General features: G+C 53.2%; 24 protein-coding genes. 15 read left to right on the forward strand and 9 right to left on the reverse strand.

The genetic code is table 11. The annotated features are described in order from the left end of the window. The first annotated feature begins 15 nt into the window (after positions 1-15). Both UR504_RS00735 and UR504_RS00740 read left to right on the forward strand, forming a co-directional pair. A complete protein-coding gene (locus tag UR504_RS00735) occupies positions 16-450 on the forward strand; it encodes a hypothetical protein (protein WP_111963567.1) in 435 nt (144 codons plus the stop codon). Positions 451-471: 21 nt separating this feature from the next. After that, positions 472-957 (forward strand): Hcp family type VI secretion system effector, encoded by a 486-nt coding sequence (locus UR504_RS00740; RefSeq protein WP_045354100.1) that lies wholly within the window; start codon positions 472-474, stop codon positions 955-957. Between the two features lie 38 nt (positions 958-995). Here the strand turns inward: UR504_RS00740 and UR504_RS00745 are convergent, their stop codons facing one another. Beyond that, positions 996-2,399 (reverse strand): MFS transporter, encoded by a 1,404-nt coding sequence (locus UR504_RS00745; protein ID WP_302235018.1) that lies wholly within the window; start codon positions 2,397-2,399, stop codon positions 996-998. A 117-nt stretch (positions 2,400-2,516) separates the two neighbouring features. Between UR504_RS00745 and UR504_RS00750 the strand changes: the two genes are divergently transcribed. Beyond that, the gene (locus UR504_RS00750; RefSeq protein ID WP_127730920.1) at positions 2,517-3,422 is read left to right on the forward strand and encodes a LysR family transcriptional regulator; all 906 of its coding nucleotides are present in this window, start codon (positions 2,517-2,519) and stop codon (positions 3,420-3,422) included. 4 nt (positions 3,423-3,426) lie between these two features. Here UR504_RS00750 and UR504_RS00755 read toward each other — a convergent pair whose 3' ends face one another. Together UR504_RS00755 and UR504_RS00760 are read right to left on the reverse strand one after the other, a co-directional pair. After that, positions 3,427-4,881: a Cu(+)/Ag(+) sensor histidine kinase gene (locus tag UR504_RS00755; protein ID WP_302235017.1), complete on the reverse strand. Its 1,455-nt coding sequence runs from the start codon at positions 4,879-4,881 to the stop codon at positions 3,427-3,429. Beyond that, positions 4,871-5,554, reverse strand: a complete 684-nt coding sequence (locus tag UR504_RS00760; RefSeq protein WP_127730916.1) for a copper/silver response regulator transcription factor — start codon at positions 5,552-5,554, stop codon at positions 4,871-4,873. Before UR504_RS00760 ends, UR504_RS00755 begins: the two co-directional genes overlap by 11 nt. 162 nt (positions 5,555-5,716) lie before the next feature. Here UR504_RS00760 and UR504_RS00765 point away from each other — a divergent pair, with 162 nt between their 5' ends. The 5 genes from UR504_RS00765 to yjjJ are packed head-to-tail and all read left to right on the forward strand — an operon-like array spanning position 5,717 to position 13,267. After that, complete coding sequence (locus UR504_RS00765; RefSeq protein ID WP_302235014.1) at positions 5,717-7,102, forward strand: efflux transporter outer membrane subunit; 1,386 nt, start codon at positions 5,717-5,719, stop codon at positions 7,100-7,102. Positions 7,103-7,130: 28 nt separating this feature from the next. Continuing rightward, a complete protein-coding gene (gene cusF / locus UR504_RS00770; RefSeq protein WP_302235013.1) occupies positions 7,131-7,469 on the forward strand; it encodes a cation efflux system protein CusF in 339 nt (112 codons plus the stop codon). A gap of 11 nt (positions 7,470-7,480) precedes the next feature. After that, positions 7,481-8,731, forward strand: coding sequence for an efflux RND transporter periplasmic adaptor subunit (locus UR504_RS00775; RefSeq protein WP_302235012.1), 1,251 nt, complete (start codon positions 7,481-7,483; stop codon positions 8,729-8,731). 10 nt (positions 8,732-8,741) lie between these two features. Further along, positions 8,742-11,918 (forward strand): Cu(+)/Ag(+) efflux RND transporter permease subunit SilA, encoded by a 3,177-nt coding sequence (silA, locus tag UR504_RS00780; RefSeq protein ID WP_302235046.1) that lies wholly within the window; start codon positions 8,742-8,744, stop codon positions 11,916-11,918. Between the two features lie 44 nt (positions 11,919-11,962). Then, entirely contained in the window at positions 11,963-13,267 is a 1,305-nt protein-coding gene (yjjJ, locus tag UR504_RS00785; protein WP_320739151.1) for a type II toxin-antitoxin system HipA family toxin YjjJ, read from the forward strand. 476 nt (positions 13,268-13,743) lie between these two features. Here the strand turns inward: yjjJ and UR504_RS00790 are convergent, their stop codons facing one another. Next, the gene (locus UR504_RS00790) at positions 13,744-14,652 is read right to left on the reverse strand and encodes a LysR family transcriptional regulator (protein ID WP_320739152.1); all 909 of its coding nucleotides are present in this window, start codon (positions 14,650-14,652) and stop codon (positions 13,744-13,746) included. Between the two features lie 94 nt (positions 14,653-14,746). On the opposite strand from UR504_RS00790, the gene UR504_RS00795 reads away from it, so the two are divergent. From UR504_RS00795 to UR504_RS00810, 4 genes are all read left to right on the forward strand, one after another. Beyond that, complete coding sequence (locus tag UR504_RS00795; protein WP_320739154.1) at positions 14,747-15,709, forward strand: NAD(P)H-binding protein; 963 nt, start codon at positions 14,747-14,749, stop codon at positions 15,707-15,709. A gap of 70 nt (positions 15,710-15,779) precedes the next feature. After that, the gene (locus UR504_RS00800) at positions 15,780-16,223 is read left to right on the forward strand and encodes a PACE efflux transporter (protein WP_115875069.1); all 444 of its coding nucleotides are present in this window, start codon (positions 15,780-15,782) and stop codon (positions 16,221-16,223) included. A 94-nt stretch (positions 16,224-16,317) separates the two neighbouring features. Further along, positions 16,318-16,689: a VOC family protein gene (locus tag UR504_RS00805; protein ID WP_115875068.1), complete on the forward strand. Its 372-nt coding sequence runs from the start codon at positions 16,318-16,320 to the stop codon at positions 16,687-16,689. Between the two features lie 149 nt (positions 16,690-16,838). Further along, positions 16,839-17,201, forward strand: coding sequence for a DUF4406 domain-containing protein (locus UR504_RS00810; protein ID WP_115875067.1), 363 nt, complete (start codon positions 16,839-16,841; stop codon positions 17,199-17,201). A gap of 38 nt (positions 17,202-17,239) precedes the next feature. Here UR504_RS00810 and UR504_RS00815 read toward each other — a convergent pair whose 3' ends face one another. Then, positions 17,240-18,013 carry a DeoR/GlpR family DNA-binding transcription regulator gene (locus UR504_RS00815; protein WP_302235044.1) on the reverse strand — a complete coding sequence of 258 codons (774 nt, stop codon included), beginning with the start codon at positions 18,011-18,013 and terminating at the stop codon, positions 17,240-17,242. Positions 18,014-18,099: 86 nt separating this feature from the next. On the opposite strand from UR504_RS00815, the gene UR504_RS00820 reads away from it, so the two are divergent. Then, positions 18,100-18,684 (forward strand): GDP-mannose pyrophosphatase, encoded by a 585-nt coding sequence (locus UR504_RS00820; protein WP_127730894.1) that lies wholly within the window; start codon positions 18,100-18,102, stop codon positions 18,682-18,684. A gap of 305 nt (positions 18,685-18,989) precedes the next feature. Continuing rightward, entirely contained in the window at positions 18,990-19,682 is a 693-nt protein-coding gene (locus UR504_RS00825; RefSeq protein WP_127730892.1) for a helix-turn-helix transcriptional regulator, read from the forward strand. A 14-nt stretch (positions 19,683-19,696) separates the two neighbouring features. Here UR504_RS00825 and UR504_RS00830 read toward each other — a convergent pair whose 3' ends face one another. After that, the gene (locus UR504_RS00830) at positions 19,697-20,335 is read right to left on the reverse strand and encodes an acyl-homoserine-lactone synthase (RefSeq protein ID WP_127730890.1); all 639 of its coding nucleotides are present in this window, start codon (positions 20,333-20,335) and stop codon (positions 19,697-19,699) included. 436 nt (positions 20,336-20,771) lie between these two features. Here UR504_RS00830 and tam point away from each other — a divergent pair, with 436 nt between their 5' ends. Beyond that, entirely contained in the window at positions 20,772-21,530 is a 759-nt protein-coding gene (gene tam, locus UR504_RS00835) for a trans-aconitate 2-methyltransferase (RefSeq protein ID WP_111964735.1), read from the forward strand. Positions 21,531-21,535: 5 nt separating this feature from the next. Here the strand turns inward: tam and UR504_RS00840 are convergent, their stop codons facing one another. The 3 genes from UR504_RS00840 to UR504_RS00850 form a co-directional block, all read right to left on the reverse strand. Then, the gene (locus tag UR504_RS00840; protein ID WP_302235006.1) at positions 21,536-22,726 is read right to left on the reverse strand and encodes a cytochrome c biogenesis protein/redoxin; all 1,191 of its coding nucleotides are present in this window, start codon (positions 22,724-22,726) and stop codon (positions 21,536-21,538) included. Between the two features lie 137 nt (positions 22,727-22,863). After that, entirely contained in the window at positions 22,864-24,165 is a 1,302-nt protein-coding gene (locus UR504_RS00845) for an ATP-binding protein (RefSeq protein WP_320739155.1), read from the reverse strand. Next, positions 24,165-24,902 (reverse strand): response regulator, encoded by a 738-nt coding sequence (locus tag UR504_RS00850; protein ID WP_274243159.1) that lies wholly within the window; start codon positions 24,900-24,902, stop codon positions 24,165-24,167. Before UR504_RS00850 ends, UR504_RS00845 begins: the two co-directional genes overlap by 1 nt. Between the last annotated feature and the right edge of the window lie 38 nt (positions 24,903-24,940).

Raw genomic sequence — 24,940 nt, forward strand, 5'->3', positions numbered from 1 at the left:
GGCAAGGTATAGAATATGCAAAGAAATACGGTTATTAAACGGCTTCATTGCTTACTCACAACGATTCTATTGCTCGTTGTTTGTGGGTTTCTGACATATCAATACTATTTTAATGCACCTCCTCACGATAGTTTTGTCAGCAAACAGAAACTCTCTGATACCGTCACGCTGTACATAACTAAGTATGATGATGGAGGCGCTACGGTGTCGGATGTTTACCGCTTCTATTTAGATAAAGACAACAGCGGGAACATTATGAAAGCCCTTGAAGATCGATCACCATTCCTTGAAGCCAATACAAGCAATTTTACTGCTTCAGCTTATGGGAACACGGTAAATGTAAAAATCACCGGCAAGGTTTATTCATTCACTAATTCTGATCTGTTCTATGCAGATGGTGTAGCGATCATGCCTGTAATTAACCTCATAGCCAATGGAATAAGAGATTAATTAACATAAGGAGTTATAGAAATGGCTGTACCAGTACACCTCTTTTTGAAAGACGATGGCGGAGCAATGATCCGTGGCGGTTCTGATGTTGCAGACCGTGAAGGAAGTATAGAGCTCAGAGATCTGATTCATAACCTGAGCATTCCAACAGATGATGCAACGGGTAAACTTACAGGTACAAGGCAACACTCTGCTTTCAGTCTAACAAAAGCAATTGATTCATCTTCACCCTATCTATACAAAGCTGTGGCTACAGGTCAAACGCTTCATAGTGCTGAATTAAAGTTCTACCACATCAATGATGCTGGTCAGGAAGTGGAATACTTCAATATCCTTATGGAAGGGGTGAAGGTCATTTCAATAACTCCAATAATGCATGATACAAGAGATTGTCCCGGTACTGGTCACATGGAAAATGTATCTTTGCGATATGCAAAAATCACATGGAAAATTCTGGACGGAAATATTCAGTACACTGATGCTTGGAACGAACGCCCTGCAGCGTAGGCGTAAAAACGAGCAGCGCCGAGAGGCGCTGCAACAATTTACGCGGATGCCCGAACCGCAGGGCGCAGCCTGCTCAGGCTAAATACCACCGAACCCGTCGAGGCGATGACGGCTAACCACAGTGCAACCTGGATAGCATGTTGATGGTCCCATCCTGCCGCTGCTCCCAGCAGCACCCCCACCGCGGCGGCACCGAGACACTGGCCGAATGTCCTGACGATAGAAAGCACGCCAGAGGCATAGCTGGCATATTCCCGCGCCACGTTAGAGAGCATTTCCCGGTTATTGGGACTCTGGAAGCAGCCAAACCCAATCCCACAAACCAGGCTGCGCAGGCAGATATTCCATACGGAAGGATTTGCCGGCAACGTCGCCAGCAGGACCAGCCCACCAACAAACACGATCAGCCCGAGGGTCGAGATCAGCGGCGCGGAAATGGTATCCGCCCAGCGACCCGCGTGCGGCGCGATCAGTACGATGCCAATCGGCCACGGGGTGAATAGCAGCGCGGACATTACAGGGCTGTAGCCATATACGCTCTGAAACAGGAACGGCAGCGCGACAAACGTGATCCCCTGGCTCACAAACGAGGCCAGCGAGGTCAGCGCGGCGAGGGTGAAGCGCCCGTTTCTGAACATCACCGGCGGCAGTAACGGATGTTGCGCACGCCGGATCCGCCAGGTAAAGGCGAAGGCGCTGACCAGCGCGAGAACGCCCCAGAAGATGGCCTGCGCGCTAATCTGTTGCGCCACGTGCTGAAGGCTGTCGGCCAGCATGATCGCGGAACCTAGCAGGACGGCGGAGAGAACGGCGCCCGGCGCGTCAAAGGGAGTTCGGTCCACGGCCGATTCCCGCGGCAAGGCCCGCCATGCCAGCAGCAGGGCGATGCTGCCCGGAATGAGGTTAATGGCGAACAGCCATTGCCAGCTCAGGGCGTCCAGTATTGTTCCTCCGAGCACAGGAGCAATCGCCGTGCTGGAGGCGATAAGCAGGGCGTGCAGCCCCAGAATGCGGCCAAGCAGTCGGCCAGGAAAAACCGAACGCAGGATCGCCGGGGCGATACTCAGGGTCGCCGCCCCGCCGATGCCCTGCAGGATCCGCATCCCGGTTAACATTTCCGGCGTTGTTGCCAGCGCGCAGCCGAGTGAGGTGAGCGTAAAGGTGGCAAGCCCGCTCAGAAAGACCGGGCGATAGCCCACGCGCGCCGCCAGCGCGGCGAAAATAGCCAGCGTCATTGCCGCTGACAGCAGGTAGCCGTTAGCGAACCAGACCGCAACGTTCGCGGGGACCTGCATCGCCCTTGCCATAGAGGGGAGCGCGATGTTGATCATGGTGCCGTCAAAGACGCCCATCAGCGTGGTGGTCATAACGGCGGCCAGGACCCGGGCGCGTTCATGCCCGGGTAAACCTTCATCGCCGGGCAGGTTTGAAAATAGCGTCATCGTCGTTACTCCGGATAAGAATCGTGATGACGAAACTATAATCATGCGGTATATAGGGCGGAAGACGCAGCATTTGCACTTAATCATTGCACATAACGCCATATCTGAGGAGCAACCGTGTCCGATCCTGATTTTAACCTTCTGGTTGCGCTCGACGTTTTGCTGGCAGAAGCCAGCGTGGCGGGCGCGGCGCGACGTTTAAGCCTGAGCACCTCCGCCATGAGCCGCACCTTGAGCCGGCTGCGGGAGGTGACCGGCGATCCGATCCTGGTGCGGGCCGGACGTCATATGGTGCTGACGCCCTGGGCCGAAGCCACCCGGGACCGCGCCAGAAGCGCCGTCTACGAGGCAAGGGCGGTTCTGCAGCCCTCCACCGACACGCTGAAGGTGGAAAATCTCGAACGGTTGTTCACCATCCGGGCCAACGACGGTTTTGTGGTGGCATTTGGGCCACTACTTATTGCGGCGGTGGCGGAGGTGGCGCCCGACGTCTGTATTCGTTTTTCGCCGAAACCTGAAAAAACGTCGCGCTATTTGCGCGAGGGGCTTGTCGATCTGGAGATTGGCGTGCAGAACAATATGGGGCCTGAAATACGGCTGCAAAGGCTCTTTCAGGATCGGTTTGTTGGCGCGGTGCGCAAGGGGCATCCGCTGTCATTACGGCATGATGTCAGCCTTGACGATTATATCGCCTGGGGCCATGTGGTGGCCTCTCCGAACGGATCGTTGCATGGGTCTGTCGATGACGCGCTGGCAGAACGGGGGATGAAACGCAAGATCGCCAGCGTGGTGCCCGGCTTTCCGACGGCGTTATCCGTGGCGCTGGCCTCCGATCTGATTGCCATGGTGCCTGCGTTGTACCTGCTCAATCAGGCGATGACCGAGCGCGTACACGTCTTTGAACTGCCCTTTAAGACCAGGACCATCACGGTGTCACAGATGTGGCACCCGCGCATGGAGCAGGACCCGGCGCACCGGTGGCTCAGAGAGAAAGTGCTGGAGGTGTGCCGTTCCGTGCGCTGAGCGCTCAGGCAACCTTTCCCGGCACGGTGAGGATGAAGCGCGTCGACACCGCATCCGATTCCACGCGGACTTTTCCGTGGTGCGCCGTGACGATGGACTTCACGATGGCAAGCCCAATGCCGCTGCCTTCGCCTTTACGCTGCCTGGACGGATCGACGCGATAAAAACGGTCAAACAGCTTCGACAGATGCGCCTGCGGGATCGGCGTACCGGGGTTTTCTGTCACCAGCTCAACGTCGTTATCCTGTGTTCTGATGGAGACCGTTACCGTTTTCCCTTCCGGCGTATAGCGCAGGGCGTTGGAGAGCAGATTATTGATTGCTCTTCTGAACATCTGCGGATCGCCTTCTATCAGGCAGGGCATTCCATTAAATTTCAGCGCGATGTGGCGTTCATCCGCCCAGGCTTCGAAGAAATCAAACACCTTCATGACCTCGGCGCTTAAATCAAACATCACCCGATCCGGGATAAGCTGATTATTATCCGCCTGCGCAAGGAACAGCATGTCGCTGACCATGCGGGTCATCCGGTTGTACTCTTCGAGGCTGGAGTACAACACATCCTCCAGCTCCTTTGGAGAACGGTTCTGACTCAGCGCGATTTCGGTTTGCGTCACCAGGTTGGTGATGGGAGTTCTGATTTCGTGCGCGATGTCGGCGGAAAAGTTAGCCTGACGGGTAAAAACATCTTCAATCTTTTCGATCATCTGGTTGAAGGAGATGACCAGCTGCTCCAGCTCAACGGGGACGCGGGACGGCTCCAGCCGCGCGTCAAGATTTTCGGAAGTGATGTTTTTAATGGCGTTGCTGACGTTACGCAGGGGCAAATGTCCCTGGCGCACGGCGATGCGGATGACAAGAATAATCAGCAGGCTGATAACGGCGGCAATCGCCAGAAGGTTTTTTTTCAGCGCCTCAAGGTAGTGCAGATGAAAATTAATGGAGAGCCCGATCAGCATCACGTAGCCCTGCGTTTTGCCCTGCAGCCTCGCCGTGCCTGAGGAGGCGATAATCCGGTACGTTTCCATTTTCATGTCGGACCCGGCGTGCATGGGGTTGGCCGGGTCTTCTACCGTCCAGAGAAACACATCCTGTGCACGACGGTGTTCGCTAAAGTTCGCCGTGTTCATCGCCGGGCGCAGTGCCGCTCCTTGCGCCGAGCTGAACAGAGTATTGCCCTGCGGATCCAGAAGCAGGACGGCCACGTTGCGGTAGCTGGCGATCGACTCTTTGATCTTGCTGATTTTCTTTTGGTCAGGATCGGCCGGTGACTGCAGGATGCGGTGCATCGCGGTGCTGATTTGCTGCAGGTCGCTGATATCCTGCTCGGCGAAGTGCTTCTCGACGGAATGCAGCATAAACCAGGTAAAGGCGAAAAAGGCCAGTATCGTGGAGAGGCTGATAAAAAAGGTCAGCCGCAGCGCAAGCGAGAACGGGCGTCGGAGGGGCTTAACGCGCATCCGGCACCTCCAGCATATAGCCCACGCCGCGCACCGTCTGGATCAGCTTCGGTTCAAAGTCATTATCGATCTTTGCGCGCAGCCGCTTTACCGCAACGTCAATCGCGTTCGTGTCGCTGTCAAAGTTCATGTCCCATACCTGGGAGGCAATCAGGGAGCGGGGCAATACTTCCCCCTGATGGCGCATGAAAAACTCCAGCAGGCTGAACTCTTTGCTGGTTAACAGGATGCGGCTTCCGGCACGGCTGACCTTTCTCGAAACAAGGTCAACCGTCAGGTCAGCCGCCTGAAGCTGGCTTTCCGCGATCACCGTATTTCCGCGCCTCAACAGCGTCCTGACCCGGGCGAGCAGCTCGGCAAAGGCGAAAGGCTTAATCAGATAGTCATCCGCGCCCAGCTCAAGCCCCTTAACCCGGTGTTCAATCGTACCGAGAGCCGTCAGAAGCAGTATGGGCATCCCTTTGCCGGCAGAGCGGAGCATGCGGACAATGTCCCAGCCGTTCACATCGGGCAGCATGATATCCAGAATCAGCAGATCGTATTCAGCGGTCATGGCGAGATGGTAGCCGTTGAGGCCATTAACAGCGTGGTCCACGACAAACCCCGCTTCAGTGAGCCCCTTGCTGAGGTATTCACCGGTTTTCATTTCATCTTCAACGATCAGTATTTTCATCTTGCTCCCCTGACTGGCTGCTGATGACATTCTATGGAGCCCGCAACCGTTCACTATGACTTACGTTAAAAATGACAACATTGTCATTATCCCGTCACCCGTCAAACAGGAAGCGTTCAGTAGAGTAGCCCTAAAAATACTCTGGACTTCATTTGAACCGCTATGTTCCTGTTAAAACGACTCAGCATCAGTACGGTATTTATCCTGGCGGGCTGCGTCTCGCTGGCCCCCGAATACCAGCGCCCGGCATCACCGGTACCCCAGCAGTTTTCACTTTCGCGCAACGGCCTGACGTCCGCGATGGTGGGGTATCAGGACACCGGCTGGCGCAACTTTTTCGTCGACCCGCAGGTAGCCGGGCTGATTACGGAAGCGCTGAACAATAATCGCGATGTAAAAATGGCCGCCCTGAAGGTTGAAGAGGCGCGGGCGCAGTTCAGCGTGACGGATGCGGATCGTTATCCGCAGCTGAATGGATCCGCGGGTATCACGTACAGCGGGGGACTGAAAAGTGACAAACCGACTTCGCAGCAGTACGACGCGGGCCTTGCGCTTAGCTATGAACTCGACTTCTTCGGCAAGCTGAAGAACATGAGCGAGGCCGGCCGACAAAACTATTTCGCCAGCGAAGAGGCCCGTCGCGCGGTGCATATTCTGCTCGTCTCTAACGTTTCCCAGAGCTATTTCAACCAGCAGCTGGCGTATAAACAGCTGCGTATTGCGCGGGAAACGCTGACAAATTACCAGCAGTCTTATGCGTTCGTTGAGCAGCAGCTGGTGACGGGCAGTACGAACGTCCTGGCGCTGGAACAGGCCCGGGGACAGATCGAAAGCACGCAGGCAGATATTGCGAAACGAGAGGGAGAGCTGGCGCAGGCCAATAATGCCCTGCAGCTGGTCCTCGGCACGTATCGCGCGCTCCCGGGCGACAGCGGCATGAATGCCAGCGACGTTGCGCCGGTAAAACTGCCTCCCCATCTTTCCTCAGCAATACTGCTGCAGCGCCCGGATATTATGGAGGCGGAATACCAGCTTAAAGCGGCCGATGCGAATATTGGCGCCGCGCGTGCCGCCTTTTTCCCGTCCATATCACTAACCAGCGGGCTTTCCACAGGTAGTACGGAATTATCCAGCCTGTTCACGTCAGGGAGCGGGATGTGGAATTTTATTCCTAAAATAGACATTCCCATTTTCAATGCGGGCAGGAATAAGGCCAACCTGAAGCTGGCCGAAATTCGCCAGCAGCAGTCGGTTATTAATTACGAACAAAAAATACAGGCCGCATTCAAACAGGTTGCCGACGCGCTCGCGCTGCGGGACAGCATCAACCAGCAGCTTGCTGCGCAGCAGCGGTATCTTGATTCCCTCCGCATTACTCTTCAACGTGCAGGAGGGTTATATTCCAGCGGTGCAGTCAGCTATATCGAAGTTCTGGACGCGGAACGTTCTCTTTTCGCTACACAGCAAAATATTCTCGACCTTATTTATGCCCGACAGGTTAATGAAATTAATCTCTTCACCGCGCTGGGCGGCGGTTGGGTCGAATAACCTCATTTAATTAAACAGGAAAATAAGCATGCGCAATTCTCTTAAGGCTCTTGTATTTGGTGCAATTACTATGTTTTCTGCCAGTCTCCAGGCTGAGGTTCATCAGCACGAGGGGATGAATTCTACCAGCGAAGCGACCTCAGAGCAGCTCATCACCGCGACCGGCATCGTGAAGGACATTGATCTGACGAACAAAAAAGTGACGATTTCTCATGAAGCCATCCCGGAAATTGGCTGGCCCGCGATGACCATGCGTTTCACCTTTATTCAGGCTGACGAGAGCATCAACGCCTTAAAGGTCGGCAGTCACGTTGATTTTTCATTTGTTCAGCAGGGCAATATCTCTTTACTAAAGAGCATTAAATAGCGAGAAACGGCATGGCCTCATTCAAAATAAAATATGCTGCCATGATAGTCAGCAGCCTTATTGCGGGAGGGCTGATATCCGTGACGGCTTTGCAGGCGTTTCATTCATCTGAAAAAACAGCAAATAGCGTTGCGGAAAGAAAGGTCCTTTTCTGGTATGACCCGATGAAGCCTGACGTGAAATTCGACAAGCCCGGTAAATCACCGTTTATGGATATGGATCTGGTCCCGAAATATGCGGACGAAAATAACGATAAAAGCGGTGACGGTATCCGTATCGATCCGACCCAGGTCCAGAATTTAGGATTAAAAACGCAAAAGGTGACGCGCGGAACGCTGAATTATGCCCAGACGCTCCCGGCCAACGTCAGCTATAACGACTATCAGTTTGTCATTGTGCAGGCGCGCGCGGAAGGGTTCGTTGAGAAAGTCTACCCGCTGACGATCGGCGATAAGGTGAAGAAAGGAACGCCGCTGATTGATATTACCATTCCGGACTGGGTCGAAGCGCAGAGCGAGTTCCTGTTGCTCTCCGGCACCGGCGGAACGCCGACGCAAATCAAAGGGGTTCTGGAACGGCTTAGGCTGGCGGGTATGCCGGATGAGGATATTCAGAGGTTGCGTGCGACCCGCACGATCCAGACCCGGTTTACCATCAGGGCGCCGATCGACGGGGTGATTACGGCCTTTGACCTCCGTACCGGGATGAATATTTCGAAAGATAAGGTCGTGGCACAAATTCAGGGGATGGATCCGGTCTGGATCGGTGCGGCGGTCCCTGAGTCCATTGCTTATCTGCTGAAAGATACCTCGCAGTTTGCTATTTCGATACCGGCCTGGCCGGATAAATCCTTCCCGGTTGAAAAATGGAGTCTTCTGCCGAGCGTGGATCCAACCACCCGTACGCTGCAACTGCGCCTGCAGGTCTCCAACAGGGATGAGCTGCTGAAACCGGGCATGAATGCCTACCTGAAGCTTAATACCCACAGTCAGGAAATGCTGCTGATTCCGTCTCAGGCCGTTATCGATACCGGCAAAGAGCAGCGCGTTATTACCGTTGACGCTAACGGGAATTTTGTACCGAAAAGGATCCACGTTCTGCATGAATCTCAGCAGCAGTCCGGCATTGGTAGCGGGCTGGAGGAGGGGGAGTCGGTGGTGGTCAGCGGTCTGTTTCTGATTGACTCGGAGGCCAATATTACCGGTGCGCTGGAGCGCATGCGCCACGCTGAAACCCCTGACGACGCCCATTCTGGCCATTAAGGAGACGATGATGATTGAATGGATTATCCGACGGTCAGTCGCCAATCGTTTCCTGGTCATGATGGGGGCGCTGTTCCTCAGCGTCTGGGGCACATGGACGATTATCAACACGCCGGTCGATGCCTTACCCGACCTGTCTGACGTGCAGGTGATTATCAAAACCCGCTATCCCGGCCAGGCCCCGCAGATTGTTGAAAACCAGGTGACCTATCCACTCACCACCACCATGCTGTCGGTTCCCGGCGCAAAGACAGTGCGCGGCTTTTCGCAGTTTGGTGATTCGTACGTGTACGTCATTTTCGAAGATGGCACCGATTTGTACTGGGCCCGTTCGCGCGTGCTGGAGTACCTGAATCAGGTTCAGGGCAAACTCCCTGCCGGCGTGAACTCGGAAATCGGCCCGGACGCCACGGGCGTAGGCTGGATATTTGAGTATGCGCTGGTGGGCCGCAGCGGAAAACACGATCTCGCCGAGCTGCGATCATTGCAGGACTGGTTCCTGAAGTTTGAGCTAAAAACTATCCCGAACGTAGCCGAGGTGGCCTCCGTCGGCGGCGTGGTGAAGCAGTATCAGATTCAGGTTGACCCGTTAAAGCTGGCGCAGTTCGGCGTCAGCCTGCCGGAGGTTAAGCAGGCCCTTGAGTCGTCTAATCAGGAAGCGGGGGGATCGTCCGTAGAACTCGCGGAAGCGGAATATATGGTCCGGGCCAGCGGCTATCTGCAGACCATTGATGATTTCAATCACATCGTCCTGAAAACCGGTGAGAACGGCGTGCCGATTTACCTGCGTGATGTTGCCCGCGTACAAACCGGGCCGGAAATGCGGCGCGGTATTGCCGAGCTGAACGGGCAGGGGGAAGTTGCTGGTGGGGTGGTGATCCTGCGCTCAGGCAAAAATGCGCGCGAGGTCATAACGGCGGTGAAAGACAAGCTGGAGACGCTGAAGGCCAGCCTGCCGGAAGGCGTTGAGGTTGTGACTACCTACGATCGCAGCCAGCTCATCGACCGGGCCATTGATAACCTGAGCGGCAAGCTTCTCGAAGAGTTTATCGTGGTGGCCATCGTCTGCGCGTTGTTCCTCTGGCACATTCGCTCGGCGCTGGTGGCAATTATCTCTCTGCCGCTTGGCCTATGTATTGCCTTTATCGTTATGCATTTCCAGGGGCTGAACGCTAATATCATGTCGCTGGGAGGCATTGGCATTGCCGTCGGCGCGATGGTGGATGCCGCCATCGTGATGATTGAAAATGCGCATAAACGGCTGGAAGAGTGGGACCACCGCCACCCGGGGGAGCCGATTGACAACGTCACCCGCTGGAAGGTCATCACCAACGCCTCTGTAGAGGTTGGCCCCGCGCTGTTTATCAGCCTGCTGATCATCACCTTGTCGTTCATTCCCATCTTTACCCTCGAGGGACAGGAAGGGCGGCTGTTTGGTCCACTGGCCTTCACCAAAACGTACGCCATGGCAGGGGCGGCCGCGCTGGCCATCATCGTGATCCCCATTCTGATGGGATTCTGGATCCGGGGTAAAATCCCCGCCGAGACCAGTAACCCATTGAACAGGTTGCTTATTAAAGCCTACCATCCGCTTCTGATTAGGGTGCTCCACTGGCCTAAAACAACCCTGCTGATTGCGGCTTTATCCATCTTCACGGTGATCTGGCCACTTAGCCAGGTGGGCGGCGAGTTCCTGCCAAAGATAAATGAAGGTGACCTGCTGTATATGCCGTCGACGTTGCCTGGAGTATCTCCGGCAGAAGCGGCCGCGCTCTTACAGACCATGGACAAGTTAATAAAAACAGTCCCTGAAGTGGCCTCTGTCTTCGGCAAGACCGGCAAAGCCGAAACGGCAACGGATTCCGCGCCGCTCGAAATGGTCGAAACCACCATTCAGCTTAAGCCTGAGAATGAGTGGCGACCCGGAATGACGATTGACAAGATCGTTGACGAACTCGACAAGACCGTTCGTTTACCTGGCCTGGCGAATCTCTGGGTTCCGCCCATCCGCAACCGCATCGATATGCTTTCAACCGGGATTAAAAGCCCCATTGGCATCAAGGTGTCAGGTACCGTTCTGGCTGATATCGACGCCACGGCGCAGAGCATTGAAGCGGTAGCTAAAACGGTGCCGGGCGTGGTGTCAGCCCTGGCTGAACGTCTGGGAGGCGGGCGCTACATTAACGTTGATATCAACCGGGAAAAAGCCTCCCGCTACGGGATGACGGTGGGCGACGTGCAGCTGTTCGTCTCCACGGCCATCGGCGGGGCGACGGTGGGAGAAACGGTGGAAGGCGTCGCACGGTATCCGATTAATATTCGCTATCCTCAGGACTACCGAAACAGCCCGACCGCGCTGAGGCAGATGCCGATCCTGACGCCGATGAAACAGCAGATCACGCTGGGTGATGTGGCGGATATCAACGTGGTTTCCGGCCCCACGATGCTAAAAACGGAGAATGCCCGACCTGCAAGCTGGATTTATATTGATGCCCGTGGCAGGGATATGGTGTCCGTAGTGAACGACATTAAAACGGCCATCAGTCAGAACGTAAAGCTGAGACCGGGTACCAGCGTGTCATTCTCCGGACAGTTCGAACTGCTCGAGCACGCCAACAAGAAACTGAAGCTAATGGTACCGATGACGGTGATGATCATCTTCATTCTGCTGTATCTGGCATTCCGTCGCGTGGATGAAGCGTTGCTGATCCTGATGAGCCTGCCGTTCGCCCTGGTCGGGGGGATATGGTTCCTGTACTGGCAGGGCTTCCATATGTCTGTGGCAACCGGCACCGGCTTTATCGCTCTGGCCGGGGTGGCGGCAGAATTTGGGGTGGTCATGCTGATGTATTTGCGTCATGCCGTTGAAGCGCATCCGACGTTATCCCATCGGGAAACCTTCACCGTACAGGGACTTGATGACGCCCTTTATCATGGCGCCGTGCTGCGCGTGCGGCCAAAGGCGATGACCGTCGCGGTGATTATTGCCGGTCTGCTGCCCATTTTGTGGGGAACCGGTGCCGGATCAGAAGTCATGAGCCGGATAGCGGCGCCAATGATTGGCGGCATGATCACGGCTCCGCTGCTATCGCTGTTTATTATCCCTGCGGCGTATAAGTTGATTTGGTTGCGCAGGCTTAAAGCAAAGGCAGCCGCTGCAGAACATGACAGAGGGGTCAACACCTGATAAATTAGCTATTCAATAACTTATTCAATAAGCGATTCAATGCCATGAAAAATCGATCCGAAACGCTACGACAACTGCTGAGGCAAGGCCCTGTATCGGTAAGGCAACTCACTGATATAATGAGTATTAGCCAGCCTACCGTTTCGCGATCGATTAAAGCACTTGGCGATGAGGTTGTTCGCGTTGGCTCCGGTCCATCTATTCACTATGTGCTACGCGATCCACATCGTGGATTCAGTTCTGCCCCGGTCTACCGCATTACGGAAGAGGGGCAGATTAAACCGCTGGGCAAACTCGTACCGGTTTATCCAGACGGATTTGTCATGGAGCAAACGGACAATATATGCCTTCACAGCGACGGGTTGCCGTGGTGGTTGTTTGACATGCGGCCTCAGGGATACCTTGGCCGCGCGTATGCTTCCCGATTTTCATCCGAGCTTGGCCTGCCGGCAAATCCAGAAAACTGGACAGACTCCGATGTTATCAGGGCGCTGCTGGCCCATGGGCATGATGCAGTAGGGAACCTGATAATTGGTGAACAAGCTCGGAATCATTTTATTGAGATGCCGTCGCCAGTTGCAGTGGACCGGGCAACCGCATATCCGTCACTGGCGCAGGCCGTTAGCGCCGGCGATGTACCGGGTTCCTCCGCAGGCGGCGAGCAGCCAAAATTCTGTACTTACACAAAACGTGGTCACGTTATTGTGAAATTCACGGCACCGGACGATAACCCTGTCAGTGAGCGCTGGCGAGACCTTCTGCTGGCGGAACACCTGGCGTTAAACGTGCTTGGCGTCGAAACAGAAGTGTTTGATTTTGGTGGGCAGCGCTTCCTTGAGATCCCGCGGTTCGACCGCACTGGACCACTTGGTCGTAAGGGACTCTTTTCATTACGTGCGCTAGAGGCAGAGTTTGTCGGTCGGGCAAGAGAAACCTGGCCAGTACTGGTGAACGAGCTGGCAAAGCAGGGCTGTGTTCACCCGGATGCGGTCGTCAGTACGGCAAGACTTTGGACGTTTGGCATGCTGATCGGCAATACCGATATGCACCACGGCAATCTGTCGTTTATCAGTTCCCATGTTCGGCCTTACGATCTTGCGCCAGCCTATGACATGCTGCCTATGGGCTTTGCGCCGAAGTCAGGTGGCGGAATGGTGAATACGCTTCGCCCGGTTGCGCTGATCGACGCGATCGAAACAGGAATCTGGCATGAGTCGCTGGAGCTGGCTGAGTGCTTTTATGCACTGGCCAACGGTTGCAGCCGTTTTTCTGCCAATTTTGCGCCATGTCTTGCAGCATTACGCAGCCATCTGGACGAGGCGAGAATAAAGTTGTCTCGTCTTGGATAATAAGTACGGGCTTTTTACGGGGGCATGCTTAGTCCGAAAAGAGCAGGGTGAACAGCATCGTCGCGAGATGGCAATGAATTAATCCACAGAGAAGTCTCGCGTTGAGCGACGTTGCTGATACGCTCCTTAAAAGTGGGGCATTTTTTATGGGTAAAGCCGGAATATCACTGATGGGAATGATGCTGGGGTTACGGTAATAACTTATTTAACATAATATACATTATGCGCACCTATATGAAATAAGGGGAAATCTGGCGTTTTGTGGTCATCGTTAGCCTGGATGCCGATGGACTATTAAAGCGTCTTAGCTGACCATCTTATGTGCATCCAGCTTTTGCTCAACATCTCAACCAAAGGCCGTGTTGAATACGCTCATCTGCCGCATCAGAACTTTGAACTGAACTTACGCATTTCACATTCCTTAAAACGCAGATAGCACGCCAGTTTGACGGTACTGTTCTTCCCAGCCTTATTATTTACCGTTTTGTCCTGTTGATATAAGCCTGCAAACCCTCCGCAAGATAATCAAACACCGTTTTACAGGCCTGGCTGTGGCGTAAATCTTCATGCATGACCAACCAGGTGTCGAGATGAAATGCAAAGAAATCAGGCATGACCCTCTGTAACGGCGGAGAAAAATCGGCCAGTTGTACCTGGCACATACCGATACCGGCTCCTGCACGAATGAGGTTTAATTGTGCAATATCACTGTCACTCCTCACGGTAAACAATTCACGGTTTAGCTGTGGATGTTGTTTAAGTGCCTGTAAAATAAAGGGAGTCGTATTATCGAAACCCACGAGCGTATGGGTGAATAACTCATCAATACTTTCCGGAGCACCACATCGTGACAGATAGGCTGGCGCGGCATGAAGACCTATTTCAACCCTGCCCATCCGACGTGCAATCAGTTGCTCCTGCACCGGCGTGGCCATGCGTACGGCAATATCCGCTTCCCGGTTCAGTAAATCCTGAACGCGATTAGACAGAACCAGTTCAATAACTATCTGCGGGTATTCTTCCTTTATTTGTGCGATCACTGGAGGCAGAACCTCCGTGCCGATGATTTCACTGGCGGCGACGCGCACAATGCCTCGTAATCCGGTTGCGCCGGAACTGAAACTGGCTGCCGACCGCTCAATCATCATGGCCGTATTTTCCATCGCCTGCGCATGGCCCTTCAGCTCAACGGCTGCATCCGTGGCCTGTAATCCTGTCTGCGAACGGGTGAATAAAACAAGCCCCAGGGCTGACTCCAGCGCCGCAATATGGCGTCCGGCGGTTGGCTGAGTAATGGCAAGCATGCGTGCGGCCCCTGACAAAGACCCTTCCCTCATCACGGCCAGAAAGGTGCGATACCATTCCCACGGGATATTTAGCTTCATACAAAAATGAATACCTGCTGGCTTATATTATGCAATTACATTTAGCCCGTGCGGTCATTATGATGTCAAGCAGATATCCAATAAGGGTCAAACGATGAAAAACACAAATAAGGTACTGATACTGGGCGCAACGGGTGGGATCGGTGGCGAAATAGCCCGCAAATTGATCCGTGACGAATGGGATGTGCGTGCATTGCGCCGCAGCGCTCCGAAAACTGACGATCGCAACAAAAGCATTTCGTGGATAAGCGGTGATGCGCAGAATGCAGAACAGGTTGAGGCAGCGGCGTCCGAATGCAGCGTTATTGTCCATGCCGTAAACCCGCCGGGTTATCGAAACTGGGAACAGCTGGTTTTGCCCATGCTGCATAACACCATAAATGCAGCGGAGCGAATCGGTGCGTTAATCGTTCTGCCGGGCACGATTTATAACTACGGCCCGGATGCTTTTCCCCTCTTACGCGAGGATTCTCCTCAGAATCCGTTTACCCGAAAAGGCTCTATACGGGTGCAAATGGAGCAGGAACTCGCAGACTATGCGCAGCGTGGCGGAAAGGTGCTGATTTTACGTGCAGGTGACTTTTTGGGTCCCCATGCAGGCAATAACTGGTTTTCGCAGGGATTGGTCAAACCGGGGCAACCACCGAAGATAATTCAAAACCCCGGGAAAACCGGCGCAGGCCACCAGTGGGCTTATCTGCCGGATGTCGCCGAAACGCTCGTTGCACTGCTGTCGCGTCGGGAGGAACTCGAACCGTTTGCCAGTTTCCATATGCGCGGGCATTGGGATCCTGACGGGACAGCGATGACTGCCGCCATAAAGCACGTCGCGGAGCGTGCCGGTATTCAGGCGAAGGTGAAATCGTTTCCCTGGTGGCTTATCTCGGCGATAAGCCCCTTTAATACCACACTTCATGAAATGCAGGAGATGCGTTATCTCTGGGAGCAGTCAATAGAAATGGATAATTCAAAACTGATTTCCTTTTTGGGCCATGAGCCCCAGACCGCTCTTATTGAAGCTGTACATTCCACATTAGCGGGCCTGGGCTGCATTTAACATAACCTGTATGAAAAGGTTGAACGATGTCTGATATACTTCAGCTTTTGAAAAACGCAGCCCTAAGCAAATGGAAATTGAATTAAATAAAAGTGTTAAAGAGAGAATTTTCCACGCAGTCATTTTTGAAGTGATGGCCAACATTATTATCGCGCTGTCTCTTGCCTGGCTGATGAACGTGTCGGTACTCCAGTCGGGCTCGTTGTCCGTGATATCAGCCCTTACCGCAACGGTCTGGAATTTTATTTTTAATAAACTCTTCGACTCGCTGCAGAAAAAATACCGCTTTCAACGGACGTTTCTCATTCGAGCGATCCATGCGGTAGGTTTCGAAACGGGACTCATCATCACCCTAATTCCTGTCGCGATGGTTATGCTGAATCTTACAGTGACTGAGGCATTTTTTGTTGAGATCGGTCTTGTACTGTTTTTCCTGCCGTACACGTTACTGTTTAACTGGATTTACGACTACCTGCGCTGGACATTTGTTGGGCGGAAACGGTCTGCTATGTAGAGAGATACCTGTCACATTGACACGCCTTTTATCGTATTCGACTCCTCTCACCTTCTATACTCTTCATTTCTCTATCTCTTTTGAGGAGTCGATAATGTTCGATCATGTGAAATTCGGCGTCAGCGATTATGAAACAAGTAAAACTTTCTTCCTCGAGGCACTTCGCCCGCTTGGAGTAAAAATCATCGATGAAGGCGCGCCGGAGTATGGTGTTGAAATGAGCTCAGGGGACGTTTCACTTTGCCTTTTCCATACAAATGACAAACCCGCGCCCCTGCATCTGGCGTTTGTGGCTAATACGCGTCAGCAGGTTGATGATTTTTACCATGCCGCGCTGCGCGCTGGCGGACGTGATAACGGCGGGCCGGGATTGCGTTCGTACGGTGAAAATTATTATGCCGCTTTTGTCATCTCACCTGATGGACATAACATCGAGGCCGTGTGCCATACGCCGGAGAGCGAGTAGCTCAACGGGTCTTTCAGAACCCGTAAAACGATTTACTCATGCGGTTTTCTGCACGATACTGCACGAAAAGCTGTATTTCTGGCCAGTGATGTCGTAAAGTCTCGTCTGTAAATGTGCATTTTCATGCAACAACTCTGACAGAGGTATTTATGACACAACAGTTGATTTTAATTGCCGGTCCCTATCGCAGCGGAACCGATGGCGTTCAGGCACGAATTGATGAGAATCTGGCGCGTCTCGAAAGCGCAGCATTAGCCGTATACCAGCGTGGCCACATTCCGGTCATCGGTGAATGGCTTGCGTTGCCGCTGGCAAAAGCCGCAGGCTCAATAACGGTGGGTGATGAAATCAGCGAAGCGATGCTGTACCCCGTTGCTCACCGGCTCATCGCTAAATGCGATGCGATTTATCGTATTGCCGGTGCGTCTAAAGGCGCCGATATGGATATTGAAGTAGCCCGAAAATATGGTCTCATCGTTTATACCGCGCTTGAGAACATTCCAGAAGCTTAATCCGGGACGCCAGCCAGCCCGTGGTCAAAGGCTGGCTGTCAGAGGGTGTCACGATCTGAGGTCAGCACGACGGATACGCCCTTTTCCGATACCGCGCGGATCCAGTCCTTATCTGTACCGTCTTCAACGACGATGGTATTTACCGAAGACACATCGCCAATCACAAACGAAGACGCGGTGTTGATCTTTTCCGGAGAAGCCAGAACAACCGTCTCCGCGGCTCTGCTGGAAAATGCACGTTTGATGCATGCCTCTTCGAAATCACCGGTTGTCAGCCCCGCGTCAGGATGAATGCCGGTCACGCCCATAAAGAATAGGTCCGCATGTATATTCGCTATGCCTTCGATGGCCGCAGCGCCGACCGCAACAATTGAATGTTTATACAAGCGTCCGCCGATCAAAATCACCTCAATGGAAGGATGATCAACGAGCCCCAGAGCAATGCTCGGGCTGTGCGTCACCACGGTGATGCGCAAGTCAGGAGGGAAAAACGTAATCAGCTCGGAGGTTGTCGTGCCACCGTCGACAATCACCACCTGGCCTGATGAAATTAGCTGTGCCCCTTTTCGGGCCACCCTTTTTTTCGCATCCATCTTCACGGATTGCCGTTCGGCAAACGGAGCAATAGCGGAAGATGACGGCAGCGCGCCGCCGTGAACACGCTGCAAACGCCCTTCTGCCGCCAGCTCGCGCAGATCGCGCCGGATGGTGTCTTCAGAGACGTCAAAGAGAATGCTGAGCGCTTTTGACTGTACCTGACCTTCGGCACCCAGCTTCTCAAGGATCAATTGTTTTCGCTGACTGGTGAGCATGGTGAATTCCTGATGTTGCATGTTTTATCCTGAACATGCATGATGATGCTGTTTATGATCATTACTCTACGTAAGGAGGGACATTCGTGCAATCAAAACGTGCAGATGTGCGCATCATCGACAGTGAAACCCTGTCAGACAACTGGTACATCCTCAAAAAATACACCTTTGACCTGCAGCGGCGTGATGGTGAATGGCAGCGCCAGCATCGGGAAGTCTATGACCGTGGCAACGGCGCGACGATTCTACTCTATAACCGTGAGAAAAAGACGGTGATCCTGACGCGCCAGTTCCGCTTCCCTGTCTTTATCAACGGCCATGAAGACGATTTAATTGAGGCAGCAGCAGGATTGCTGGACAACATGGATCCCGAAAGCCGCATTAAAGCAGAAGCGGAAGAAGAGACCGGATTTCACGTTTCGCGCGTGCAGAAAATCTTTGAAGCCTATATGAGCCCAGGCTCCGTCACGGAGAAACTCTACTTTTATCTTGCCGAGTACCAACCACATGACAGAACCAGCGCAGGCGGCGGGATCAAGGCTGAAGGAGAAGATATCGACGTGCTGGAAATGACCCTTGAAGAGGCTTTACGCAGCATTGAAACGGGCAAGATTGTCGACGGTAAAACCATCATGCTGCTGTATCATGTTGCCCTTAAAGGTATTCTGTAACCTACTGGTTTAAATCCTGATTTATAGACGTATGTAAACGGTACGCTGGTACGTTACGCGTAAGAAAAGGGAAAACCTCCTAAATTTTGCAGCCTACTATATTTAGTGAACGATTTCGCAATTCGATAAAATCATCAACAATTCCCTGAGTCATCTGCATTTACCATTCAAAAATGCCAAACGTTCACAAGGCTGCCCGCTGAGGTAGCCTGTCTTATCTGTTGTCTGGATTAAAATGCGACTCGCTACGGATAACGAAGCATATTATACTTGCTCCTCCATTCGAACAGGAGGCAGCATCTCACGTGAAGGATACATATTACAACGACATAACGATCAATACGCTAATTCAGAGTGAGCTTGACGCGTTTTTTGAGGATTTCAAAGGGATCGTCTTCGCCTACGCTATTATGAACAAGAAAGATCCTTCACAGATGAGGATAATCAATAATAGCCCTGAGTGGTTTAATATCTACCTTGAAAGAAAATACCAGTTCATTGACCCTGTCATTATTAGGGCTTTGCGCTGTGTTGAAGATTTTTTCTGGGAAAGTGATGTCGTGCTGTCGGATGGTTATAACCTGACACGCATTTTCGACGAAAGTGTCCAGTATGATATTTACCAGGGACAGACGTTTCCTCTGCATGACTATCTGAATAATCTTGTTGTCTTATCCGTCATCAGTCCTAAGCATTCTGGCATTGACATAGAGAAGTATCGGCCGCAATTTCTACGCTTCCTTGTTCAGTTACATCAGAAGACACTCAATCTGTATAGTCAGCATCAGCAGAAAAAGAATGTTTTCTTGTCGCCACGTGAGCGCCAAATCCTTAAATGGGTCAGTGCCGGGAAAACGTACGCAGAAATTGCTGTTATTTTATCTATTGCTGAGCGCACCGTTAAATTCCATATGGGCAATATAATGAAAAAACTCGGTGTGAATAATGCCAGACACGCAATAAAACTTGGAACGGAACTCCGGTTACTGGAGGAGTAAGCCTCAGCCACTGGTTATAAATGGTGTAGATGCTCGAGCATTTCGCGAAGCCAGTGACTGGATTTATCTTTGCTAATAATGTCTTCAATAATGCCTATGCTGGCAGGCATGTAAATATAGTAAATAACCTCCCCTTTTTCAGAAACACCGCGCTGAATAACCTCAACTTTCCAGTTGGCATGGCGAAATATGGCATACATACCACGGCTGGCTACTGCGTACATCCCATGATATTTATTCTTAATGCAATAAATAATCATTGCAAGAAACAATGCTTTACTGGCGGGCACGCCCTGCAGGCTTGCGGAGTCTCGTGTTTCTTTATCTAAAAATAAACGACTCACTTCACAGCAGGGAACATCTGCTGGAAAAACAATGGGATTATCGAAATAGTTGTGAAAGATCTCGCTTATCATTGTCGGCTGCGTTGCGTTAATAAATCGCGCGCCGCATAGCAGCTGCCCATCATACATACCCAGTAAGTATGTCGTGTTATGGGAATCAAATTGATCCTTTTCCATACCTTCGACGCATTCCACCTTCCAGTCGAGTCGGTCCCGAAAAGTTTTTCTTCTGAGTCTGTAGAGTTCGCGCGCTAATGCTGGTGGTAAATCATCGTAGTCGTGTAAAAAAAATTCAATGACAGAATTCATTCTCATGTTCCTGATAATAACACCTGAAACTAGTTTCACCTGTCTCTTAGGACAGCTTTCATTGTGCCGCATATTCCCTATACTTAAAAAGTACCTGACCACGAAGTTCTCGCAAAACTAAGCGGTCAGGAGGTCAAAGACCTATGAAACACCAGGGATATACCCATCGATTATTATCTAATATTTAAAGTTTCGGGTACAGAACATAAGAAGCACTTTGCCGATAAAATATTAAAAAACAATAATCATAAAATTATTACAATAAAAACATTGCCCCTTAATCCTTTAAGGGGTAATATTTCTATTTGCTTATTTTTTTCCTCTCTTTTGTTTCACAGAATCTGCGGAATTCATCTGCCCTTAACCTCTCCCGTACCGCTTTGAAGGCGCCTGCCTGTGCTATTCTTGCAGAAGCATGCCAAACGGAGAATTGATGATGGCCGACTGGAACCCTTCTCTTTACCTGCAATTTGGCGCAGAAAGAACGCGTCCAGCTGCAGAACTGCTCGCCAGAATTCCTCTGGATGAGATCGCTACCATCGCCGATCTGGGCTGTGGACCAGGAAACAGCACGGCGCTGTTGAAGCATCGCTGGCCTTCTGCTCACATTACCGGGGTCGATAACTCCCCTGCCATGCTTGAGGAAGCACGCGCAGCCTTACCTGACTGCCACTTTATTGAGGCCGATATCCGTCAGTACAAGCCTGGCCAGCCGCTGGGCCTGATTTATGCCAACGCGTCGCTGCAATGGGTTCCGGACCATTACGATCTCCTGCCGCATCTTGTCTCCCTGCTTAAGCTAAATGGCGTACTGGCGATCCAGATGCCTGACAACTGGCTGGAACCGACCCATGTGGCGATGCGTGAAGTGGCGCTTGAGCAAGACTACCCAGACCGTGGCCGCGAGCCTCTTCCAGGCGTACATGCTTATTACGATATTCTGTCGGAGGCTGGCTGTGACGTGGATATCTGGCGGACGACCTATTATCACAAAATGAGTTCTCATCAGGCCATTATTGACTGGGTAAGCGCCACCGGCCTGCGGCCCTGGCTCCAGGAACTGAATGAAAGCGAGCAGAAACGTTTCCTGAAACGCTACCATGAACTGCTGGAAGAGCAGTATCCGCTTCAGGAAAACGGGCAGATACTGCTGGCTTTCCCCCGGTTGTTTATCGTGGCTCAACGCCAGCCCTGAACGGGCTATGACCGGGCTTCTTTGAGCAACTGCTGGATAACCTTTTCCTGTTGCTCATAGTCACCCTCGCCAAAGGCGGTATAGCGCAGCTGCCCTTTGGCATCAAAAAAGTAATGCGCTGGCCAGTACTGGTTGCCGAAAGCATTCCAGATTTTATAGTTGTTATCCGTGACCACCCGATACGGCAGTTGCCATTTATTCACCGCATTTTTAACCGACGAAAGCGGTTTTTCCCAGGGGTATTCCGGGGTGTGAACTCCGATCACCACCAGACCCTGCGGTTGGTACTTAGTGGCCCACTCCCGCACCTGGGGGAGCGTATGCTGGCAATTAATGCAGTCCCACGTCCAGAAATCAATAAGTACAACCTTCCCGCGTAACGATTCAGACGTGACAGGGTCACCGTTCACCCACCCTGTTCCACCGTTGAGCGAAGGCAGCTGACTGCTGGGCTCTGTCATCACTACCGGCTCAAGCTTCACCGGCGTGGCTGTGGGTTTCGTCAGATTTAAAATCGCGGTTTCAAGACGGTCCGAGACGCCGTTTGCCCCTTTAAGCAGCGAAGTCATCCCCGTCGCGTTAAATGCGACGGTCGCTAACATCACAACGCCTGCACCCTGTCGCAGCTTTTCCATTAGCGCCGATTTTGCCCTTAAAGGTGCCATCAGCGTGCGGCCTCCAATGACGAGTAATCCCAGCATCATTGCGCATCCGCTGCCATAGGCGGCCAGCAGAGCGCCGGTGGTAATAGCGGAATGCCCCGCAATGTTAATGCCGAAAATCGCACCCAGAATGGGACCGGCGCAGGGAGACCAGAGCAGTCCTACAGCAAGCCCGGCCAGAAAAGCCGATGCCATTCCGCGCGTTTGCCCGCTTCGGGTGTTGAGAACATTACCCGCGCTGACGGCCGGTCCCGCAATACGCTGGGCGAAAGACGGAAAAATTAAGGCTAGCGCGGCAGTGGCCAGAATGACGAGCGCGATCCAGCGCCCGACAATAGTTGCCTCTGCGATCCACTCGCTGGCGACGGTGACGGCCATCGCCACAAGGGTGAACATCACGATCATCCCCGCCAGCAGGGCCAGAATATGCCGACGCTGGCCCTGGAAACCGGCGAACAAAAGTGGAATAACCGGGAGCGTACACGGGCTGAGCAGGCTTATCATCCCACCCAGAAAAGCGATTACCAGAAACATAGAAACCTCACAATACAAGTCCTGCGACGCTGCAGTGAGGCTATTTCAGCGTGCGGATGTGTTCAGGATATGTGTAAATGCGAGGGTTTTGTCTGGATCTGTATCGCCCAGGTAGGGAGATACAAAGCCGTACAATTTTACTCACGGCGCGGTAGCGTAATGGAGACGTCCAGCCCGCCCCCGTTACGGTTCGCCAGCCTGAGCTTTCCTTCCAGCTGAGCGGTGAGCTGCGCGGCGATCGCCAGTCCGAGTCCTGTCCCGCCAGTCTCGCGGTTGCGCGAGGTTTCAACCCGATAAAACGGCTGTAATACTGCCTCAAGCTCGGCTTCGGGGATCCCCGGTCCATCGTCCACAATGTGAATAATGACCTCGCTGTCTGATGAATCGTCTATTGAAATCGCAGCATGCTCGCCGAATTTGAGGGCGTTATCCAGCAGATTGGTCATCACCCGGCGAAGCGCCTGCGGCCGCGTGACGATGGGCAAGCGGGCTTCGCCTGCCTGAAAGTGCACGTTTTTACCAATGTCCTGGTAATCGCAGGCGATGCTGTTGATCCAGGCGTTCAGCTCCAGCTTAAGCGACGTCTCCTCCAGTGATTCCGATGACCGGGCATACGCAATGCCCTCCCGCACCAGACGAGACATGTTTTCAAGGTCGTTCAGGAGCTTGTCGCGAAGTTCAGGCTCTCCGGCCATTTCGACTCGCAGCTTCATGCGGGTAATGGGCGTCTGGAGATCGTGAGAAATCGAGGCCAGGATCTGCGCGCGTTCCCGGAGATAAGACTGAATGCGCGCCTGCATGGCGTTGAAGGCATGCGCTGCCCGCTGCACCTCAAGCGGCCCTTTTTCCGTCATTGGCGTGCTGGCCGCCGGATCCAGCGCATCCACCGCGCGGGTAAAGTGTGAAAAAGGCCGCACGACCTGCCGCACGGCTATCCAGGAGCAGACAGCCAGAACCAGCAGCTGCAGGATGAGAACGACCGGTAGCCAGCTGGCGACGGGCGGCATGCGCGGGATCAGGTCAATGGTCAACGGTGCGCCATCGCGTAACGTAAGATGGGCCTGAATATGCGAAATGGCGCCGGGAACCGCGGTAAAGCTAAGCGGGTAATGCGCGGCAAGCGTCGCGTTTAAGGTTCGGATAGCATCTTGCGAACGCTTATCCGTCGGCGCTGCGCCTGGTTCCCCTGTGCCCAGAATATAACGATAGTTACCCCGTTCAAGCCGAGGCAGCCAGGCTGCACGTTCGCTGGCCGGTAAGCGGTCTAATATGGAGACGCTGGTTGCGACATCGTTTTCCAGATTACCGAGCATCACCGTGCGGGCGCTGTGCATGCGTTCAACCATGACCAGCGTCAGGCTCAGGGCGTTAGCCAGCAGCAGACCGGCCAGCACGACGAGCAGCAAACGGGCCAGCAGCGAGCGTGGCCAGAGCCTCATTAGTTAACCTCTTTGATGGTCACCGGCATCGTAAAAACGTAGCCTTCGCTGCGCACGGTTTTGATATAAGCGGGCATGCGGGCATCTTCGTTGAGACGCTGGCGAACCCGGCTAACCAGCAGGTCGATTGAGCGTTCGAACAGCTCGGCGTCTCGCCCCTGCGTCAGGTTGAGCAGCTGGTCACGGGTCAGCACGCGCTGCGGATGGTCAAGGAAAACGCGCAGCAGCCGATACTCCGCGCCGCTGAGCGCCACAATTACCCCTTCCGGATCGATTAAGTGGCGAGCGACGGTATCGAGCTGCCATTCACCAAACATCACTAGCCGCCCTGCTTCCGTCACCTGTAGATTGGGCGGCATCGTGCGAAAACGCCGTAAAATCGCTTTGATACGCGCCAGCAGCTCGCGGGCGACAAATGGTTTCACCACGTAGTCATCCGCGCCCATCTCCAGACCCAGGATCCTGTCCGTCTCCTCGTTGCGCGCCGTCAGCATCAGGATGGGGAGATCTTTATGTTTCCCGACGCGCAGCTCTCGACACAGCGTAAGGCCGTCATCGCCGGGCATCATGACATCCAGCACAACCAGGTCGATATGCTGTTTATCCAGCACGATGCGCATCTCTTTGCCGTTGGCCGCGCCCGTCGCGCGATAACCAGACTTAGCAAGGTAATCGACAATCAGTTCACGAATATCCCTGTCGTCATCGACGACAAGGATATGATCAATATGCTCCACCGAAATCTCCAGACCGAAGGGTAACGTACTGAAAATAG

The sequence above is a fragment of the Enterobacter sp. 241F3 genome (assembly GCF_034106785.1).
Lineage (GTDB): Bacteria > Pseudomonadota > Gammaproteobacteria > Enterobacterales > Enterobacteriaceae > Enterobacter > Enterobacter vonholyi.

Excerpts from the sequence above, each read along its gene's own strand:
- UR504_RS00735 (WP_111963567.1), top strand. The coding sequence starts at position 16 with ATGCAAAGAAATACGGTTATTAAACGGCTTCATTGCTTACTCACAACG.
- UR504_RS00740 (WP_045354100.1), top strand. The coding sequence starts at position 472 with ATGGCTGTACCAGTACACCTCTTTTTGAAAGACGATGGCGGAGCAATG.
- UR504_RS00745 (WP_302235018.1), bottom strand. The coding sequence starts at position 2,399 with ATGACGCTATTTTCAAACCTGCCCGGCGATGAAGGTTTACCCGGGCAT.
- UR504_RS00755 (WP_302235017.1), bottom strand. The coding sequence starts at position 4,881 with ATGCGCGTTAAGCCCCTCCGACGCCCGTTCTCGCTTGCGCTGCGGCTG.
- UR504_RS00760 (WP_127730916.1), bottom strand. The coding sequence starts at position 5,554 with ATGAAAATACTGATCGTTGAAGATGAAATGAAAACCGGTGAATACCTC.
- UR504_RS00765 (WP_302235014.1), top strand. The coding sequence starts at position 5,717 with ATGTTCCTGTTAAAACGACTCAGCATCAGTACGGTATTTATCCTGGCG.
- cusF (WP_302235013.1), top strand. The coding sequence starts at position 7,131 with ATGCGCAATTCTCTTAAGGCTCTTGTATTTGGTGCAATTACTATGTTT.
- UR504_RS00775 (WP_302235012.1), top strand. The coding sequence starts at position 7,481 with ATGGCCTCATTCAAAATAAAATATGCTGCCATGATAGTCAGCAGCCTT.
- silA (WP_302235046.1), top strand. The coding sequence starts at position 8,742 with ATGATTGAATGGATTATCCGACGGTCAGTCGCCAATCGTTTCCTGGTC.
- yjjJ (WP_320739151.1), top strand. The coding sequence starts at position 11,963 with ATGAAAAATCGATCCGAAACGCTACGACAACTGCTGAGGCAAGGCCCT.
- UR504_RS00790 (WP_320739152.1), bottom strand. The coding sequence starts at position 14,652 with ATGAAGCTAAATATCCCGTGGGAATGGTATCGCACCTTTCTGGCCGTG.
- UR504_RS00795 (WP_320739154.1), top strand. The coding sequence starts at position 14,747 with ATGAAAAACACAAATAAGGTACTGATACTGGGCGCAACGGGTGGGATC.
- UR504_RS00800 (WP_115875069.1), top strand. The coding sequence starts at position 15,780 with ATGGAAATTGAATTAAATAAAAGTGTTAAAGAGAGAATTTTCCACGCA.
- UR504_RS00805 (WP_115875068.1), top strand. The coding sequence starts at position 16,318 with ATGTTCGATCATGTGAAATTCGGCGTCAGCGATTATGAAACAAGTAAA.
- UR504_RS00810 (WP_115875067.1), top strand. The coding sequence starts at position 16,839 with ATGACACAACAGTTGATTTTAATTGCCGGTCCCTATCGCAGCGGAACC.
- UR504_RS00815 (WP_302235044.1), bottom strand. The coding sequence starts at position 18,013 with ATGCTCACCAGTCAGCGAAAACAATTGATCCTTGAGAAGCTGGGTGCC.
- UR504_RS00830 (WP_127730890.1), bottom strand. The coding sequence starts at position 20,335 with ATGAATTCTGTCATTGAATTTTTTTTACACGACTACGATGATTTACCA.
- tam (WP_111964735.1), top strand. The coding sequence starts at position 20,772 with ATGGCCGACTGGAACCCTTCTCTTTACCTGCAATTTGGCGCAGAAAGA.
- UR504_RS00840 (WP_302235006.1), bottom strand. The coding sequence starts at position 22,726 with ATGTTTCTGGTAATCGCTTTTCTGGGTGGGATGATAAGCCTGCTCAGC.
- UR504_RS00845 (WP_320739155.1), bottom strand. The coding sequence starts at position 24,165 with ATGAGGCTCTGGCCACGCTCGCTGCTGGCCCGTTTGCTGCTCGTCGTG.